The sequence below is a fragment of the Selenomonas sp. oral taxon 138 str. F0429 genome, assembly GCF_000318175.2.
GTDB lineage: Bacteria > Bacillota > Negativicutes > Selenomonadales > Selenomonadaceae > Centipeda > Centipeda timonae.
In genome coordinates, this window is record NZ_KB290931.1 from 13,612 (window position 1) to 32,091 (window position 18,480).

Consider the following 18,480-nt stretch of genomic DNA (forward strand, 5'->3'; position numbering starts at 1 on the left):
CCTTGCCCTGCCGATCGAAATCCAGATAGCCGTAGTCACAGGCAACGGTCGCAACCGGAATGCGCTCAACAATCTCCATTTCAATCTTATTCGGCAGCTGACGCCGCACAACAGCAGACTCGATGCGCAGATCATGCAGCAGATTCGTCGTCATGGCATCCGTCTTTAGCTCGAAGAGGCGCTGTCCATACTGAATGCGCGCGATCTCACAGAGCTCCGCCTCGTCAAGATGGACGTTGCCGCGCACAACCAGATGCTGAAAGGTGAAGAGCGGTGAGTAGATGAGCGCCGCGATGATCGCAGCGGCGCACAGGAGGTAGAGTGCCCCCTTCAGAACGCGGCGAGACCTCATCGACGGTACCCTGCCATTGCGAGCATCTCCTCGCAGAACTCAGGGAACTCGATACCGACGGCACGCGCGGCGTCAGGCACGAGCGAGATTGCCGTCATGCCCGGCACGGAATTGACCTCGATGGCGTACGGCTCGCCCGCATCGCTCAGCATGACATCGACGCGCGCAACGCCCGCGCAGCCGCACGCATTGAATGCGCGGACGGCCATCTCCTGCACCGCCGCTGTGCACTCTGCGGAGAGCTCCGCAGGAATGAGATGCCGCGAGGCACCCGGCGTGTATTTGCTCGCGTAGTCATAGCGACCCGAGGTGGTCGTGATCTCGATGATTGGGAATGCTTTCCCGCGAGAGGACGTTCCCCAGACGGCAACCGTCAGCTCGCGTCCTTGGATGAACTCCTCCACGAGCACCGTATCTCCGTAGGAGAACGCCTCATCGATGGCAGACTGCAAGTCCTCCTCACGCGTCACGATGTAGACGCCGATGCTCGATCCCTGCTCAGGCGCCTTGACAACGAGCGGCAGATCGAATTCTGCACGCACGCGCTCGGCAGTCTGCGCATCTCTCTCCCCCGCATGAATGCAGAGGAAGCGAGGAGTTGCAATCCCCTCCGCGCGGAAGATGCGCTTCGTCATCATCTTGTCCATCGTGAGCGCAGCAGCGCGCACGCCCGAGCCCGTGTAGGGGATGCCGAGCATGTCAAGCGTGCCCTGCAGAACACCGTCCTCGCCATACTTTCCATGCAGCGCATTGAACACGATTGCAGGATGCAGATTTTGAATCTCCTCGGCAAAGGTGGACGGATTCAGCTCCATACCGACGGCGGGATAGCCCTTTGACAGCAGTGCCTGCAAGATTTGCCCGCCCGAGCGGCGCGAGACCTCCGCCTCGGTGGAGGGGCCGCCCATGACGACAACGACGGGCGGTTCATTGGAGCCGGCCGTGCCATTTTTGAGTTGCTCGACAAGCGCCTCCCCAACCTCGAGGATATTGCCCGCGCCCATCGTGATGACGAGGTCGCCCGCGCGCACGTGCTGTGCGAGATAGCGCTCGAGATCTGCGCGCTCGGGCAGGTAGACTGCGTCTTGCCCCGTCGCCTCTGCGACCTCCTCCATCAGCGTCTCGCCGCTGATACCCGGGATCGGTGCCTCGCCTGCTGCATAGACGTCGGTCAGGAGGAGCAGATCGGCGGCGGCAAAGCATCCGCCGAACTCCGCGCGCAGGAGCTGCGTCCGCGAGTAGCGATGCGGCTGGAATACGCAGATGAGGCGCGCAGGATTCGTCGCACGCGCCGCTGTCAGCGTCACGGCAATCTCCGTCGGATGGTGGGCATAGTCGTCCACCACCCAGACACCGCGCTCCTTGCCCTTCGTCTGGAAGCGTCGCTTTGCCCCGTGGAATCCTGCGAGCGCATCCCGAATCTGCACAAAGTCGACACCCGCAAGCCGTGCGACTGCAATGCAGGCAAGCGCATTCAGCACGTTGTGCCGCCCCGGGATATTGAGAGAGACACGCCCCATCTCCGTCCCGCGCTCAAAGACGGTGAAGGAGATCACAGAGCCGTGCGTCTCGATGTCCGCCGCTCGGTAGTCCGCCTCTCTATCGATGGCATAGGAAATCACGCGTCGCTTCGTCTGTGCGGCGATCTGCCGCAGGAACTCATTTTCAAAGCAGAGCACCGCCGTCCCGTCCTCGTCCACCTGATCGACGAATGTGCGGAACGCCTCGATGATCTTCTCCATCGTGCCGTAGTGATCCATGTGATCGTCCTCGACGTTCGTCACAACGGCGACGTGGGGGCGCAGCTTGAGGAAGGAGCCGTCGCTCTCGTCCGCCTCAGAGACGAGGTAACGGCTCGTGCCGAGCTTCGCATTCGTGCCGAGATCGGGCACCTCGCCGCCGACGATGATGGTCGGCGACACGCCCACGCGGTCAAGGGTCACGCCAATCATGGACGTGGTCGTCGTCTTGCCGTGCGAGCCTGCGACGGCGATGCCGTCGTACTCATTGACGAGCGCCGCGTTAATGTCCGAGCGGTGCAGCTTCGGGATGCGCAGATCCCACGCCGCAATAACCTCGGGGTTGTCGTAGGGAATTGCCGTGGAGACGACGATGGCATCCGCACCGCGCACGTTCTCCGCACGCTGTCCGTCCGTCGAGACACGCGCACCGAGACGCACGAGCTCCGCAATGATGGGCGAGGTTCCCTGATCGGAGCCGGATACATTGTAGCCGAGCAGGAGGAGAATCTTTGCGAGCGGGCTCATCCCTGCGCCGCCGATGCCGACAAAGTGTATGTTGTGAATCCCCTTCAAATCCTTGAGCAACGTCCTCACCCTTCTCTTTTACAAATCCCCAACGCGAGTGCTGCGATCTCCTCTGCCGCCTTGGGCTTGCCGAGGCGCTTCATCGCCGCCGCCATACCCGCGCGACGCGCATCGTCCGCGAGTAGTCCGCCGAGCGCAGCCTCGAGCGCTGCGCCGCTGATATCGCGGTTGAGGATGACCTCCGCAGCGCCCGCCGCCTCGACAGCGCGCGCGTTCTTCTCCTGATGGTTCTCCGCCGCATACGGGTACGGGATGAGAATCGCGGGCACCCCCCGTGCCGCGAGCTCCGCCAGCCCCGTTGCGCCCGCGCGAAAGACGGCGACATCCGCCATCGCCATCGCCTCAGGCATATTGTAGAGATACGGCAAAACGCGCAGATGCGGATGCTCCTCGAGCCGTACGCCCGCATTCCGTATGCGCGCGAGCGTGTCGCCATGCTCGTCCGCGCCCGTCACATGGAGGTACTGCACCTCGCGCTGCTCCGCCGCGTGCGCAATGACCTCGACCATCGCGCGGTTGATTGAGCGCGCCCCACGGCTGCCGCCCGAGACGAGCACCGTCTTTTTCGCGGGATCGAAGCCGAATGCCCGCGCCCCGTCCTCACGCGTCGCCGTCAGCACCTCGGGGCGGATCGGATTGCCCGTCACATAGGTCTTTTCCTTTGGGAAAACATTCTTTGCGTCCTCCATGCCCACGGCAATCGCCGTTGCAAACTTTGCAAGGATGCGGTTCGTCACGCCTGCAAAGACGTTCTGCTCCTGCACGAGGGTTGGCACGCCCGCAAGGCTCGCCGCGAGGAGAATGGGCCCCGCGACATAGCCGCCCGTCCCGATTGCTACATCGGGCTGAAAGCCATGCACGATGCCGCGTGCGCGTGACACAGCGAGCAGCGCGCGCCACGCGCGTGAGATATTCTCCAATGAGATTTTTCGCTGAAAACCCGCGAGATCAATCGGAATGAAGTCAATCCCCTCGCGCGGCACGATGTCCGCCTCCAACCCGTGCGGCGTGCCGACGTAGAGGATGCGTGCAGACAGCTCGCGCTGCTGAATCGCGCGGATGATCGTGAGCGCGGGGTAGATGTGTCCGCCCGTGCCGCCGCCGGATACGATGATATTCATAGCTCGTTCACGATCCTCTTGAAGTCCCGTCCGCGCTCCTCGTAGCCGCTATACATGTCGAAGCTGGCACATGCGGGAGACAGCAGGACAGTCTGCGGGACGGAGGCACGTTCATGCGCAATTCGTACCGCCTCCGCCATATGGTAGCCCGCGCGATGGATCTGCTTCGCCGAGATTCCTGCCTCGAGTGCCGCCGCAGCAAAACGCTCCGCCGCGTCGCCAACGAGGATAAGATCGTCCACACGCGCGTGCACGAGCGCCATAAACTCCGTGAGATCAGTCAGTTTGTCATCGCCGCCCGCAATCAGAATGATGTGCCCGTCAAACGCCTCGAGCGCCTTGATTGCAGAATCCGTATTCGTCGCCTTCGAATCATTGAAGTATCTGACGCCGTCCAACGTCCGCACAAATTCGATACGATGCTCCACGCCCTTGAACGCGCGCAGTACGGGACGCATCTCTGCAGGCGTCACCCCCGCAAAGAACGCCATCGCCGCTGCCGCAAGTGCATTCTCGACATTGTGTCCGCCCGGAATTCCGAGTTCGATTGTCTCAATGAGGACATGCTCCTCGCCGTCCCAGCGGATGACGATCATGCCGTCGGCGCGCACGCATGCGCCCTCTGCGAGTTCCTCACGCCGACTGAAGAAACATACCTGCCCATTGGCACGATCCGCCATCCCGCGCGTATGCGGATCGTCATAGTTCAGCACGAGGAAGTCCTCCGCCGTTTGCGCGGCAAAGAGCTTCTCCTTCATCGCCTGATAGACCTCCATCGAACCGTGGCGGACGATGTGGTCGGGGGTCACATTCAGCTCGGCGACAATCGCAGCGTGAAAATGTGCGGTTGCCTCCATCTGATAGCTCGAGATCTCCGCCGCAATCGCACCGTCTGCGGGGATCTCCTGCGCCACGTCGATGAGCGGCACTCCTATGTTGCCCCCGACGCCAACCGATGCAAAATGCGCGCGCAGCAGCTCGCCGAGCAGGGTCGTCGTTGTGGTCTTGCCGTTCGTCCCCGTGATGGCGTAGATGGGTGCGCGTGCAATCTCTCCCGCCAGCTCCACCTCTGTCGTAACGCGGATGCCGCGTGCGCGTGCGGCAGTCACGAGCGGGATGCGCTCGGGCACAGCAGGCGAGAGGACGATAAGATCCGTCCCCTCGAGCAGTTCTTCCCTTTGTGCGCCAAAGACGCAGGAGATTCCCTGCGCCCGCAAATCTTCAATATGTTTCTGCGTCAGTGCATCTTTTTCCGCATCTGCCTCGTCCTTCGCGTCTGAGAGCGTCACGCGCGCGCCCGCCACCGCGAGGTATCGCGCCGCCGCAAAGCCGCTGATGCCCGCCCCGATGACGAGTGCAGACTGATTTTGATAGGACAATTCCCTGTGTCCCCCTTATTGGAATTATGATATGAGTACAAGAATCCACGCGAGTATAGCACCCACTGCGCCGACTGCCCAGAACGTATAGACCACGCGCGTCTCGCTCCATCCACCGAGCTCGAAGTGGTGATGAATCGGACTCATGCGAAAGATCCGCTTGCCACGCGTCTGGAACGAGATGACCTGCAGGATCACAGACAGCGCCTCGCAAAAGAAGACGAAGCCCACGATGGGCAGGAGCATCTCCGTATGCGAGAGGATTGCAATGCCCGCGAGCGCTCCGCCGAGTGCAAGCGAACCTGTATCTCCCATGAAGATTCTCGCCGGATGATGATTATACCACAAAAAACCGACCGTTGCACCAATTATCGCCGCAGAGAACGTCATGAGACCGCTGTCGACAGAATACAGGAGCGTCGCATAGAAGAGCGCTGCCACGGCGACTGTACCCGAGGCAAGCCCGTCGAGCCCGTCCGTCAGATTGACCGCATTCGACGTGCCGACGAGCACGAATACGACGAGGACATAGTACAGCGCGCCGATGTCGAGTGTTTCACCGAGGATTGGCATCCACACGCTCGTATCGTGTCCGAGGAGTGCACGCCCGATGAGGATGGTGACAAGGGAGATGAAGATCTGCCCGAGCAGCTTCTGGTAGGCGCGCAGCCCGAGGTTGCGCTTCTTGACCACCTTGATGTAGTCGTCCGCAAAGCCGAGCAGGAAATGCCCAAGAAAGATGAAGAGCACGAGCAGGGTCGTCACCGTGAACGGCGCAAAAAGGAGAGTCGAGACCGTCACGGCGAGCACGATCATCACGCCGCCCATCGTCGGTGTGCCGCTCTTTTTCTGATGGCTCGCGGGTCCCTCCTCGCGAATGCTCTGTCCGTATTTCAGACGGTGTAGGAATGGGAGGAAGTATACACCGCTGAACAGCACAATGGCAAGCGATGTCACGACGGTCACAAGAGCACGCAGCTGCGGAGAAAGAAAATCTACGAGATGTTCCATCAGTGCCCCGCTTCCTTGCCCGTCAAAAGTCCAATGATCTCTTCCATCTTCATCCCGCGCGACCCCTTGAAGAGGACAGTGTCACCATCCGCAAGTAGATTCTTTAGCACGTCAGCCGCCTCCGCATGCGTCTCCGCGTGATGCGCGGTGCAGCCTGCTTCCTCTGCTTCCTCGTGCATCCATCGCGCCTGCGATCCGTAGGTCACGAGTGCCGCAAACCCCAGCTCTGCAACTCTTTTTCCGATATCCCGATGCGCCTCCTCAGCGGCTGCACCGAGTTCGAGCATATCGCCGAGCACGGCAATCTTGCGCCCCGCATAGAGCGCCGCTGTCGTCTCAATGGCTGCGCGCATGGACGAGGGGCTCGCGTTGTAGGCATCGTTGATGAACCGCCACGCGCCGACCTCATGCACTTCGTAGCGCATTTTGGACGCGGCGAGATGCGAAAGCCCCATTTGCATCTCCTGCGGTGTGAGCCCGATCACAAAGCCCGCCGCGAGCGCTGCGAGGGCGTTGCTGACATTGTGTCTGCCCGCAAGCGGAATGCTGTAGTCGTGCCGCTCGTTCGCCCACGTCACCATGAACTGCGAGCCGCCTGCTGCACAGCGCAGCGCCTCGGCGCGCACGTCCGCATCCGCAGAGATGCCATAGGTCAGGACACGCACGCCCTCCGCCGCGCGTGCACGCATTGCGGCGACGCGTGCGTCATCTGCATTGAGGATGACCGTCCCCCCCGCAGGGATTGCCTCCACGAGCTCTGCCTTTGCCTTTGCAATATTCTCAATGGAGCCGAGCAGCTCCATATGCACCTCGCAGACATTCGTCACAATGCCGACGTTCGGCGCGGCGACGGGAGCGAGTGCCGCGATCTGTCCCATGCCGCGCATACCGATCTCCACAACGGCGGCACTATCCTCCGCCGTGATGCCGAGCAGCGTGAGAGGCAATCCGACCTCGTTGTTGTAGTTCGCTTCAGTGCGGCAGACCGCGCCGCGCCCCGAGAGCACGGCGGCGGTCAGATCCTTTGTCGTCGTCTTGCCGTTCGAACCCGTAATGGCGACGACGGGAATGTCGAACTTTATGCGCCACGCGTACGCGATTGCCTGATACGCCGTAAGTGTGTCCGCCACCGTGAGGACAGCGCCCTTTGCCTTTTTAAGAGCCTTCTGTACGGGGTCGGAAATCGGCTCCGCGATGAGCACCGCCGCTGCCCCCTTATTGAGCGCATCTGCTGCAAAATCCGCGCCGTCAAAGTTCTCGCCGCGCAGTGCGATAAAGAGGTCTCCATCCGAAATCTTCCGCGTGTCGGTTGTGATATGCGGAATGACGACATTCCCCGCGAGTTTCCCACTGTGCAGCTGTGCGCCTGTCGCCGCGCGCAGCTCGTCCCATGTCATCGCCATATCACAGCCCTCCAATTGCTTCGCGTGCCGTCTCGCGGTCGTCGAAATGAATCGTCCCATCCTTTAGGATTTGGTAGTTCTCGTGCCCCTTGCCGAGGATGACAACAGTATCTCCCGCCTTTGCCCTACCGATGGCGTGAAAGATTGCCGTGCGCCGATCCACAAGCTTCTCGTAAGGTTTTGCACCAATCACAGGCAGAACGCCCGTCTCCACCTCGTCCAAGATCGCCGCAGGATCCTCCGTGCGCGGATTATCCGAGGTGAGGACGACGATGTCCGCGAGCTCCGCTCCGATTCGCCCCATGATGGGACGCTTCGTCCGATCGCGGTCGCCGCCGCAGCCAAAGACGGCGATGATCCGCCCTGCCGTCACAGCGCGCGCCGTGCGCAGGACATTCTCCATCCCGTCCGGCGTATGCGCATAGTCCACAATGACCGAGAAGTCCTGTCCCGCGCGCACAAGCTCGAAGCGTCCCGGCACGCCCGTGAACGCACAGAGCGCCGCCGCGATATCCGCTACGGGCATCTTTTCCGCAAGCGCTGCGCCCGTGGCCGCGAGTACGTTGTAGACGTTGAACAATCCCGTGAGGCCGATATGCAGTTTGACAGGTTCTGCCTCTCCATGCACGAGGGTCAGCTCCATGCCGTCCTGCGCGAGGTGCACATCCCGCGCCGCAAGGTCTGCTTTGCTCTCCACGCCGTAGGAGATGACGGGACAGCGCGTATGGGCACGCATCGTCGCACTCGCCGCATCGTCCGCATTGAGCACGGCGGTCTTGCCCGCCTTTGTTCCCGCCTCTGACACGAGGTCGAAGAGGCGCGCCTTTGCCCGCGCGTAGTTCTCCATCGTCTTATGATAGTCAAGGTGATCCTGCGTCAGATTCGTAAACACCGCTGTATCGAACTCGATGCCTGCGACGCGCCCCTGATCGAGAGCATGGGAGGAAACCTCCATGACGACCGTATCCATGCTGCGTGCACGCATCTCCGCGAGCAGCTGCTGCATGACGATGACATCGGGTGTTGTGTTCGCCGTGGGGAACACCTCGTCCTCCATCATAATCTGTATCGTCCCGATCAGACCCACGCGCTTTCCCGCATGTCGGAGAATTGCGCGCACGAGATAGCTCGTCGTTGTCTTGCCGTTCGTGCCCGTGATGCCGATGACGCGCATGCTGCGCGCGGGATAGTCGTAGAAATACGGGACAATCACATCCAGCGCCGCCTGTAGATCCTGCACATGGAGGACGCTCAGTCCATCGGGCACATCCACCGTCTCCCGCTCCGTCAAAATGGCGCGAGCTCCCGCCCGCGCCGCATTTGGTATGAAACTGTGTGCGTCCACATGAGCACCGGAGATACAGACAAAGAGAGCCCCCTCTCCAATGCGCCGCGAATCCCGCTCAATGCTCGTAATCTCGGCGTCGCCCCCTAAGAGCCGCGCGCCCGGCAGAAGGTCTGCGAGTTCCTGTAACCGCTTCACCATGCGCCATCATTCCCCTTCATGCGAAAAATACATATTCTGCGGCACCTGCATATGCAGCTGCTCTACGGCAATCGACTCGATCCGCGCGGGTGATTTCAGCTGTGCAATCTCGATCTTGAGCCGCTCATTCTCCTGCTCGAGCTGATCCGCCTTCTGCTGCGTGTCGAGCAGGGTGTAGCCGTTCTTTGCAGCGATGCCGCCGAGCAGCGTCACCACCATCGCGCCGAACGCAATGAGGAAGAAAATCGCACGCAGGCAGTTGCGCAGATTTGTATTGACCTCGCGCCGTACGAGCGGCTCCTTCGGGGGCTCCAGTTCCGGTGTGGGCGCCGCAGGTATCTCGTAGGCATAATCATCTTCTCTGCGTGCCAGCATACGCCCTCACCTCCTTTATCTCTGATAGCTTATAATTTCTCTGCAACGCGCAGCTTTGCGCTCTTTGCGCGCGGATTCGCGGCACATTCGGCGGCACTTGCCGCACGTGCCTTGCCGATCAGCCGCACCTTCGGTGTGTGCCCGCAAATGCAGACCGGTGTTTTCGGCGGGCAGATGCAGCCCTGCGCGAGCTGCTTCAGCGTCTTCTTTACAATGCGATCCTCGAGCGAGTGGAATGTGATAACGGCAAGCCGTCCGCCCGCACTGAGCATATCGACGGCATCCTGCATTGCATCCGCAAGGATCGTCAGCTCCTCGTTGACCTCGATGCGGATTGCCTGAAAGATGCGCTTTGCGGGATGTCCACCCTGCGCGCGCACTGCCTTCGGCACGGCGCGGTCGATCACGGCGACGAGCTCCCCTGTTGTCTCTATAGGATGCTGTGCGCGTTCCTCTATGATGAACTCTGCGATTCGCTTCGCCCAGCGCTCCTCACCGTAGGTGTAGAAGATCTCCGTCAGCGCCTCAGCCGTGTACTCGTTGACAACAGTGCGCGCGCTGTGTGCGGCGCGCCTGTCCATGCGCATATCGAGTGGCGCGTCCTGCATATAGGAGAAGCCGCGTTCCGCCGTATCGATCTGCGGGGACGAAATACCGAGATCGAAAAGAATCCCATCGACGGATGAAATGCCCTCGCGCTCGAGAATTGCCCGCAGATTGCGGAAATTATCATGGACAAGCGTGACTCCACACTTCACCGCTGCAAGACGCTCCTGTGCGGCGTCAATCGCCACTTCGTCCTGATCGATGCCGATCAGCCGCCCCTTGGACGATAGCTGCGCCGCAATGTGTCCCGCGTGCCCCGCACCGCCGAGCGTGCAGTCCACATAGATGCCGTCGGGACGAATGTGCAGAGCCGCCAGCGTCTCCTCGGGCAGAACGCTCACATGATGAAAGTCCGTCATATCGTAATCCCGTAGCCCGCAAGCTGCGTCGAGATCTCCGTGATATTCGGGTCGACCTCACCCGCATAGCGCAGCCACTTCTCCTTATCCCAGACCTCAATGCGCGCATCCGCACCCGTGAGGATGACATCTTGCTTGAGCCCGATGTTCGCGTAGGCACGCAGATTCGCGGGCACGAGGAAACGCCCCTGCTTATCGCATTCGAGCGTGCGCGCCCCCGCGATGAAGAAGCGAGCAAACGCGCGCGCATTCGGGTCGGCAATCGAGAGCGTGCGCAGCTTTGCCGCGAACTCATCCCATGCCGCCTGTGGGAAAAGGAAAAGACTCCCATCGAGCCCCTTCGTGATGATGAAGGAGACGCCGAGCTCCTGACGGAAATCGGCGGGCAGGATGACGCGGCCCTTGGCATCAATGCTGTGGGCGTATTCCCCCATGAACATCCGGCCGCACCACCTTTCCGAATTAAACCTCCACTATGTGACACAAAACGCCACTTTCCACCACTTTTACTAACAGTTATAGCAAAAATGCCTTTTTTTTTCAAGAAAACGCGCATTCTCTTTTTTATCTTCAATCCATAGAAAAAGCCTCTCACTCCTTGAAATAAAAGGAGTAGAGGCTTTTCGCATGTATGTAAGTAAAAATATAAAAAGGACATATCTCCTAGGTGGAAATATGTCCCTAAAACTCTATATTCAGACGAGCTCGTGCGCGATCATATACTCTGCAATCTGGAGTGCGTTGAGTGCCGCGCCCTTGCGGATCTGGTCGCCGCAGATCCAGAAGTTCAGTGCATTGTCCGTCGACTCGTCACGGCGCAGGCGTCCGATCTCAACGTCGGTCTTGCCCGAGGTGAAGAGCGGCATCGGGTACTCCTGCTCCGACGGATTGTCGCGCAGGATGACGCCTGGGAATGTCGCAAGCGCCGCGCGCGCTGCATCGAGGGAGATCTCGCTCTCGAATTCGACATTGACGGACTCGGCGTGGCTACGGTAGACGGGCACGCGCACGGTGGTCGCCGTGATGCGCAGCGTGTTGTCCTTCATGATCTTCTTCGTCTCGTCGATCATCTTCATCTCCTCTTTGGTATAGAGGTTGTCCATGAAGACATCGATCTGCGGGATGAGGTTGAATGCAATCTGATAGTGCTTCGGCAACTTGCCGACGGGCAGGATGTTCGCCTCGGCATCCTTGCCCGCCGAGAGCGCAGCGACCTGCTCCTCGAGCTCCGCCATGCCCTCTTTGCCCGCACCCGAGACCGCCTGATAGGTGGAGACGACGATGCGGCGGATCTTCGCGAGGTCATAGAGCGGCTTCAGCCCCATGACCATGATAATGGTCGAGCAGTTTGGATTCGCAATGATGCCCTTGTGTTTCCTGATCGCCTCGGGGTTGACCTCGGGCACAACGAGCGGCACCTCGGGATCCATGCGGAACGCGCTCGAGTTGTCGATCACGACGGCACCCGCCTTGACGGCGTGGGGCGCGAACTCCTTGCTCGCTGCGCCGCCCGCAAAGAGCGCAATGTCGATGCCCGCGAAGGAATCTGCCGTTGTCTCCTCAACGGTGTATTCCTTCCCCATAAATGCGATCTTCTTACCCGCCGAGCGGCTGGATGCGAGGAGGCGCAGCTCCGAGAACGGGAATTTGCGCTCTTCGATGAGGTTGAGGAACTCCTGACCGACGGCGCCCGTTGCGCCGAGAATGGCGACACGATATTTCTTCATGATATACTCCCCTTACAGCAATTTATCCAGTCCGACGGTGAGCGATTTGAGTCTGCGCACCTTCTTTGCGGCGAGCACGACGCCCGGCATGAAGGACTCGCGGTTCAGCGAGTCGTGGCGAATCGTGAGCGTCTGCCCGAGACCGCCGAAGATGACTTCCTGATGCGCGACATAGCCGGGCAGACGGACGCTGTGGATGTGCATGCCCTCGTAGTCCGCGCCGCGCGCCCCCGCGATCTTCTCCTCTTCGCCCGGATGTCCCTGTGCATGCTCTGCACGCACCTCGGCGATCATTGCCGCCGTCTGCACCGCCGTCCCTGAGGGGGCATCCAGCTTGTTGTCGTGGTGAAGTTCGATGATCTCGACCTCGGGCATATACTTCGCCGCCATGCGGCTCATAAGCATCATGAGCACGGCGCCGATTGCAAAATTCGGTGCAATGAATGCGGGGGTATCGTTCTCGTCCGCCGCCGCCCGAATCGCCGCCTTCTGTTCCTCCGTCAGCCCCGTTGTACCGACAACGGGCGAAACCTTGTGGGCAAGAGCAGTCAGCACATTCCCATAAACCACGTCAGGGCGCGTGAAGTCGATCATCACATCGGGCTGCAGGCGCTTGAGTGCGGCGGCGAGGTCGGTCTCCACGAGCACGCCGTTCTTCGCAGTCCCCGCAAGCTCCCCCGCATCCGCGCCGCCGACGATATCGACCGCACCGACGAGTTCGAGTTCCGCATCGTCAATCACGGCTTTCAGCACCGTGCGCCCCATGCGCCCTGCCGCGCCATTTACCAAAACCTTTGTCAAGGCAATCTCCTCCCAAATTCAATATGCTGCTATTCTAGACCAGAGAATCCCCGTATGTCAAGGAATACAAGCGCATTTCCCCCTCAGACCTCCCGCATATGCGCGAAACGCTCGCGATACTGACGCATGAGGGTCGGCAGGACAAAGGAGAGGGCTGCGGGGTCGTCCATGGTGGCAAGTGCCGCGCGCCGTGCGAGGAGGAGGAGATCCATATCGGCGAGCACGTCCGCTATCTTGAGATCGCCGAGTCCATGCTGCATCGCGCCGAAGAACTGCCCCGGACCACGCAGACGCAGATCCTCCTCAGCGAGACGGAAGCCGTCGCTCGTCTGCTCGATGACCTGCAGCCGCTCCTGCGATGCCGCGCTCCTGCCCGCAATCAGGATGCAGTAGGAGGCATGGGCGCCGCGCCCGACGCGCCCGCGCAGCTGGTGCAGCTGGGAGAGTCCGAAGCGCTCCGCGTGCTCCACTACGAGGATGCTCGCATTCGGCACGTTGACGCCAACCTCGATGACTGTGGTCGAGACGAGCAGCTTGACGCGGTTCGCGTAGAAGTCGTCCATCACCGCCTCCTTCTCCGCAGACTTCATGCGGCCGTGCAGCAGCCCGCAGGGAATTCCGCGAAAGATGCCATGCGCGAGCTCCTCATAGACCGCCTCCGCTGAGGGCAGATCCATCTCCTCGCTCGCCTCGATGAGCGGGCAGACGACATATGCCTGACGCCCGCTCTCGATCTCCCTGCGCACGAACGCATAGATCTTTGCGCGCGCCGTCTCATCGCGCAGAAAGGTACGGATGGGCTGCCGCCCCGGCGGCAAATGCTCGATGCGCGAGACATCGAGGTCGCCGTAGACCGTCAGCGTCATTGTGCGTGGAATCGGTGTCGCCGTCATGACGAGCACATCGGGCGTCCGTTCACTCTTCTTCTCGAGTTCCGCGCGCTGCGCTACGCCGAAGCGGTGCTGTTCATCCGTCACAACGAGTCCGAGCGCGGCGAACGCTACGTGATCCTGTATCAGTGCATGCGTCCCGACGGCAATGTCCACCTCATGCACGGCGAGCGCCGCATCCATCGCCGTACGCTCCTTCTTCGTGAGCCGTCCCGAGAGAAAGCCCACGCGCACACCGAGGGGCGTAAGGAGTTCACGCAGATAGTCATAGTGCTGCCGCGCGAGGATCTCCGTCGGTGCCATCATGGCACCCTGATGGCCGCTCTCCACTGTCTTGACGAGCGCGAGCAGCGCGATTGCCGTCTTGCCCGAGCCGACATCGCCCTGTACGAGACGGCGCATCGGCAGCGGTGACTCCATGTCGTGCGTGATCTCTCCCCACACCTGCCCCTGATCGGCGGTCAGCGTAAAGGGCAGCGCCGCACGGACGCGTTCGACAAGAGCACCGTTCGGACTGTGCGCAATCCCCTCCTGTTCCTCTGCCGTGCGTTTCTTGAGCGCAAGCAGCCCGCACTGAATGAGATAGAGTTCCTCAAAGGCGAGCCGCCGCCGCGCCGTGCGCAGCTCCTCCTCCTCCTTTGGGAAGTGAATATGCCGAAAGGCGCTTCTCCGCCCGATCAGCCGATACTCCTCACGGACGCGCTGCGGCAGATTCTCCTCAAGCTCATCCACCGTCTGTAGAAGAACATATTCCATCATCGCGCGCAGCTGCTTCTGCGTCAATCCCTCCGTCGCCGCATAGACAGGCAGGATGCCAAGATGTTCCCCTGCGTCCTCCTCAGCACCGAGGAGTTCAAACGACGTGATATTCGTGAGGGCAAGCTGCCCGCCGCCGTTATAGGCATAGTCTGCCTTGCCTGTGAGAAGGATGCGCCGCCCCTCGCGCAGCTTCGTCTTGAGGAAGCGCTGGTTGAACCAGACCGCCTGTGCATAGCCCGTCTCATCGCCGAGGAGTGCCGTCAGCACCGTAAAGCCGCGCCGCCGCGCCTGACGCTCCGTCACACGCTGAATGACGGCGAGCACGGTCGCGCGTTCTCCCGCTCGCAGCTGGGCGATGGGTGTCACGCGGCTCTGATCCTCATAGGCGCGCGGATAGTAGGTCAGAAGGTCGTACACGGTCTGAATGCCGAGACGCGCAAATGCCGCCGCCTTTTTCACGCCGACGCCGCGCACCTTATTGATACTGTCCGAGAGTTTCATCGCGCCTCCCTACCTTGATAAAAAAAGCTGCCGCATACACGGCAGCTTTTTCCATAAACAAATACAGCTTAGAGCTTCGGACCTGCAGAAACAAGTTCACGTCCCGCCTCGTTGCCCTCATACTTCTTGAAGTTCTTGATGAAGCGCTCGGCGAGATCGCGTGCCTTCTCATCCCACTCCGTACGGCTTGCGTAGGTGTCGCGCGGGTCGAGAATCTTCGGATCGACGCCCGGCAGCTCCGTCGGCACCTCGAAGTCGAAGTACGGAATCTTCTTCGTCGGTGCGCTGTCGATCGAGCCGTCCTGAATCGCGTGGATGATGCCGCGCGTATCCTGGATCGAGATGCGCTTGCCCGTGCCGTTCCAGCCCGTGTTCACGAGATAGGCGCGCGAGCCGTGCTCCTCCATCTTGCGCACGAGTTCATCCGCATACTTCGTCGGATGCAGCTCGAGGAACGCCTGACCAAAGCATGCCGAGAACGTCGGGGTCGGCTCCGTGATGCCGCGCTCCGTGCCCGCGAGCTTCGAGGTGAAGCCCGAGAGGAAGTAGTACTTCGTCTGCTCCGGCGTCAGGATCGAGACCGGCGGCAGAACGCCGAACGCATCCGCCGAGAGGAAGATGACGTGCTTTGCGTGCGGGCCTGCAGACTTGTCCGCAACATGGCCGAGCACGATGTTCTCAATGTGGTTGATGGGGTACGATACGCGTGTGTTCTCCGTGACCGTCTTGTCGGCGAAGTCCACATGTCCCGCAAGGTCGACCGTGACGTTCTCGAGGAGCGCGTTGCGGCGAATCGCCTGATAGATGTCCGGCTCCGCCTCGGGGTCGAGGTTGATGACCTTTGCATAGCAGCCGCCCTCGTAGTTGAAGATCCCCTCATCGTCCCAGCCGTGCTCATCATCGCCGATGAGGAGACGTGCGCTGTCAGTCGAGAGCGTCGTCTTGCCCGTGCCGGAGAGACCGAAGAACAGCGTCGTATTCTGCCCCTCTTTGTCCGTATTTGCCGAGCAGTGCATGGAGGCAATGCCCTTGAGGGGGAGATAGTAGTTCATCATCGAGAACATACCCTTTTTCATCTCGCCGCCGTACCATGTGTTGACGATGACCTGCTCACGGCTCGTGAGGTTGAACATGACCGCTGTCTCGGAGTTGAGACCGAGATCGCCGAAGTGCATGACGCGTGCCTTTGCAGCATTATAGACCACGAAGTCGGGCTTGAACTCGGCAAGCTCCTTTTCCGTCGGGCGGATGAACATATTCGTGACGAAATGCGCCTGCCACGGAACCTCCGTAATAAAGCGCACTGCCATGCGTGTATTGACATTCGCGCCGCAGAACGCATCGACGACGAAGAGACGCTTGTTGCACAGCTCACGAATCGCAATGTCGCGCACCGCATTCCATGCCTTCTGGCTCGCACGATGGTTGTCATTCTTGTACTCGTCGGAGGTCCACCAGACCGTATCGCGCGACGTATCATCATCCACGATGTACTTATCCTTCGGCGAACGTCCCGTGTAGATGCCCGTCATAACGTTGACAGCATCCTTCATCTCCGTCACCTGTCCGCGCTCATACCCTTCGAGATCGGGACGCAGCTCCTCACGGAAGAGCTGGTCATAATCGGGGTTGTGAACGATTTCCGTCGTTCCCGTGATTCCGTACTGTGTGAGATCAAGCGTTGCCATGTGATAACCTCTTTCCCCAAAATAAAAATTTGGTTGGTATAGATCTGAAGCAAAAAGCATGCCTCATTATCATAATATAATTAACGTATATAAAATTCTTCACGTACTCCGGAAATCCTCCTTTACTATGAAAATTTTATTGTTTTCCTGTTTTTTCTTATGCACGCGCGAACGTCAGCACCGCTGCCGGCATCCCATCTTTCTCACAGACGCCCTCGTGCAGCACCGCTGCCGTATGCAGCGCGGCGAGGTGCACAGGGATCTCCATCCCGCTCCGCGCATGCAGGCGCTCCATCTGCGCAAATTCGTCCAGCTCCGCCACGTTTTCGCCGAGTGCATGAAGGACGCTCGCGCCGAATTTGTACGGGCTCGCCGTCGAGAGCACGACCATCGGACGCCTGTCGTCCGTCTCACGCCGATAGTCCTCTGCCGCCCGATAGGCAACCGCTGTATGCGTGTCGAGCGTATATTGCGTGCGCTCGTACACCGCGCGGATCTCCTCCTCGGTTGCACGATCATCGGCAAACGCCGCCCAGAAATGCTCCTGCAGCGCGGGAAGGAGGCGGCTCGCATCGTATTTTCCGACCTCTGCGAGATCCTGCATCCATGCGGCGACCTGCCCCGTGTCCTCCGTCAGATGATAGAGCAGACGCTCGAGATTGCTCGAGACGAGGATGTCCATCGACGGCGACATCGTCTGATAGAAGTCGCGCTTGCGGTCATAGATGCCCGTCTGCAGGAAGTCCGTGAGCACATTGTTCGCATTCGACGCGCAGACGAGCTTTCCGACGGGCAACCCCATGCGCTTTGCGTAGTAACCCGCGAGGATGTTGCCGAAGTTCCCCGTCGGCACGGTGAAGTTCACGGGATCACCCGTCTCGATTTTCCCATCGGCAAGGAGGTCGGCATATGCGCTGAAATAGTAGACAATCTGCGGCACGAGGCGCCCCCAGTTGATCGAGTTCGCGGAGGAGAGCTTCGTATGGAGCGCGGCAAGTTCCTTCGCCATCGCAGCATCGCCGAAGATTTCCTTCACGCCGCGCTGTGCATCGTCAAAGTTGCCGCGCACCGCCACGACGGAGACATTCGCGCCCTCCTGCGTCACCATCTGGAGGCGCTGCACGGGACTGACGCCGCCGTCGGGGTAGAACACCATGATGCGGATGCCCTCGGCATCCGCAAAGCCATCAAGCGCAGCCTTGCCCGTATCTCCCGAGGTTGCAACGAGGATGAGGATCGTGTCCTGCTCCCCCGTCTTTGAGCGCGCTGTACTCATGAGCTGCGGCAGGAGCTGCAGTGCCATGTCCTTGAACGCACTCGTCGGGCCGTGCCACAGCTCGAGCACCTCGAGATCGCCGACCGCACGCACGGGCGCACGCCGCACATCGTCAAACGTATGCCCGTAGGCGCGGCTGACGCAGCCCTTCACCACCTCCTCCGTATAGTCCGTCAGATAGAGGCGAAGGATCGCACGGCGCGCTCCTCATACGAGAGATCGCGGAGCGCCTCGATCTCGGGGAGCGTCATCTGCGGGAACGAGGCGGGCACGAAGAGTCCGCCGTCCGAGGCAAGCCCCTTGAGGATTGCCTCTGCCGAGGAGACGCGTTCCGTTGCTCCGCGCGTGCTGAAATAGTCCATTGTATACATCCTTTCCCGATTCATCTGTGTTATAATACTATGTCGTACGGTTCGGCG

The 18,480-nt window shown here is 60.6% G+C and carries 14 protein-coding genes and 1 pseudogene; all 15 read right to left on the reverse strand.

Features of this window, described 5'->3' with window-relative positions; translation table 11 throughout:
- Window positions 1–352, reverse strand: a 352-nt coding sequence (locus tag HMPREF9163_RS12365) for a cell division protein FtsQ/DivIB (RefSeq protein WP_009440351.1), incomplete at its 3' end; no start/stop codon positions are given.
- A complete protein-coding gene (gene murC, locus HMPREF9163_RS03865; protein ID WP_037345969.1) occupies window positions 349–2,679 on the reverse strand; it encodes a UDP-N-acetylmuramate--L-alanine ligase in 2,331 nt (776 codons plus the stop codon). The genes murC and HMPREF9163_RS12365, both read right to left, overlap by 4 nt.
- A 5-nt stretch (window positions 2,680–2,684) precedes the next feature.
- Entirely contained in the window at window positions 2,685–3,800 is a 1,116-nt protein-coding gene (gene murG / locus HMPREF9163_RS03870) for an undecaprenyldiphospho-muramoylpentapeptide beta-N-acetylglucosaminyltransferase (RefSeq protein ID WP_009440353.1), read from the reverse strand.
- Complete coding sequence (murD, locus tag HMPREF9163_RS03875; protein WP_009440354.1) at window positions 3,797–5,179, reverse strand: UDP-N-acetylmuramoyl-L-alanine--D-glutamate ligase; 1,383 nt, start codon at window positions 5,177–5,179, stop codon at window positions 3,797–3,799. Before murD ends, murG begins: the two co-directional genes overlap by 4 nt.
- A gap of 24 nt (window positions 5,180–5,203) precedes the next feature.
- Entirely contained in the window at window positions 5,204–6,190 is a 987-nt protein-coding gene (gene mraY / locus HMPREF9163_RS03880; RefSeq protein WP_009440355.1) for a phospho-N-acetylmuramoyl-pentapeptide-transferase, read from the reverse strand.
- Complete coding sequence (gene murF, locus HMPREF9163_RS03885; RefSeq protein ID WP_009440356.1) at window positions 6,190–7,593, reverse strand: UDP-N-acetylmuramoyl-tripeptide--D-alanyl-D-alanine ligase; 1,404 nt, start codon at window positions 7,591–7,593, stop codon at window positions 6,190–6,192. Before murF ends, mraY begins: the two co-directional genes overlap by 1 nt.
- A gap of 1 nt (window position 7,594) precedes the next feature.
- Complete coding sequence (locus HMPREF9163_RS03890) at window positions 7,595–9,079, reverse strand: UDP-N-acetylmuramoyl-L-alanyl-D-glutamate--2,6-diaminopimelate ligase (protein ID WP_009440357.1); 1,485 nt, start codon at window positions 9,077–9,079, stop codon at window positions 7,595–7,597.
- A gap of 6 nt (window positions 9,080–9,085) precedes the next feature.
- Window positions 9,086–9,454: a cell division protein FtsL gene (locus HMPREF9163_RS03895; protein WP_009440358.1), complete on the reverse strand. Its 369-nt coding sequence runs from the start codon at window positions 9,452–9,454 to the stop codon at window positions 9,086–9,088.
- 29 nt (window positions 9,455–9,483) lie between these two features.
- Window positions 9,484–10,419, reverse strand: coding sequence for a 16S rRNA (cytosine(1402)-N(4))-methyltransferase RsmH (rsmH, locus tag HMPREF9163_RS03900; protein WP_009440359.1), 936 nt, complete (start codon window positions 10,417–10,419; stop codon window positions 9,484–9,486).
- Window positions 10,416–10,859: a division/cell wall cluster transcriptional repressor MraZ gene (gene mraZ, locus HMPREF9163_RS03905; protein WP_006305864.1), complete on the reverse strand. Its 444-nt coding sequence runs from the start codon at window positions 10,857–10,859 to the stop codon at window positions 10,416–10,418. The genes rsmH and mraZ overlap by 4 nt, the downstream gene beginning before the upstream one ends.
- Window positions 10,860–11,114: 255 nt before the next feature.
- A complete protein-coding gene (locus HMPREF9163_RS03910) occupies window positions 11,115–12,146 on the reverse strand; it encodes an aspartate-semialdehyde dehydrogenase (protein WP_009440361.1) in 1,032 nt (343 codons plus the stop codon).
- 12 nt (window positions 12,147–12,158) lie between these two features.
- The gene (dapB, locus tag HMPREF9163_RS03915; RefSeq protein WP_037345971.1) at window positions 12,159–12,947 is read right to left on the reverse strand and encodes a 4-hydroxy-tetrahydrodipicolinate reductase; all 789 of its coding nucleotides are present in this window, start codon (window positions 12,945–12,947) and stop codon (window positions 12,159–12,161) included.
- 83 nt (window positions 12,948–13,030) lie between these two features.
- The gene (gene recG, locus HMPREF9163_RS03920) at window positions 13,031–15,097 is read right to left on the reverse strand and encodes an ATP-dependent DNA helicase RecG (RefSeq protein WP_009440363.1); all 2,067 of its coding nucleotides are present in this window, start codon (window positions 15,095–15,097) and stop codon (window positions 13,031–13,033) included.
- Between the two features lie 68 nt (window positions 15,098–15,165).
- A complete protein-coding gene (gene pckA / locus HMPREF9163_RS03925; RefSeq protein ID WP_009440364.1) occupies window positions 15,166–16,785 on the reverse strand; it encodes a phosphoenolpyruvate carboxykinase (ATP) in 1,620 nt (539 codons plus the stop codon).
- Between the two features lie 157 nt (window positions 16,786–16,942).
- A pseudogene (thrC, locus tag HMPREF9163_RS03930) lies at window positions 16,943–18,432 on the reverse strand (threonine synthase).
- Window positions 18,433–18,480 lie beyond the last annotated feature (48 nt).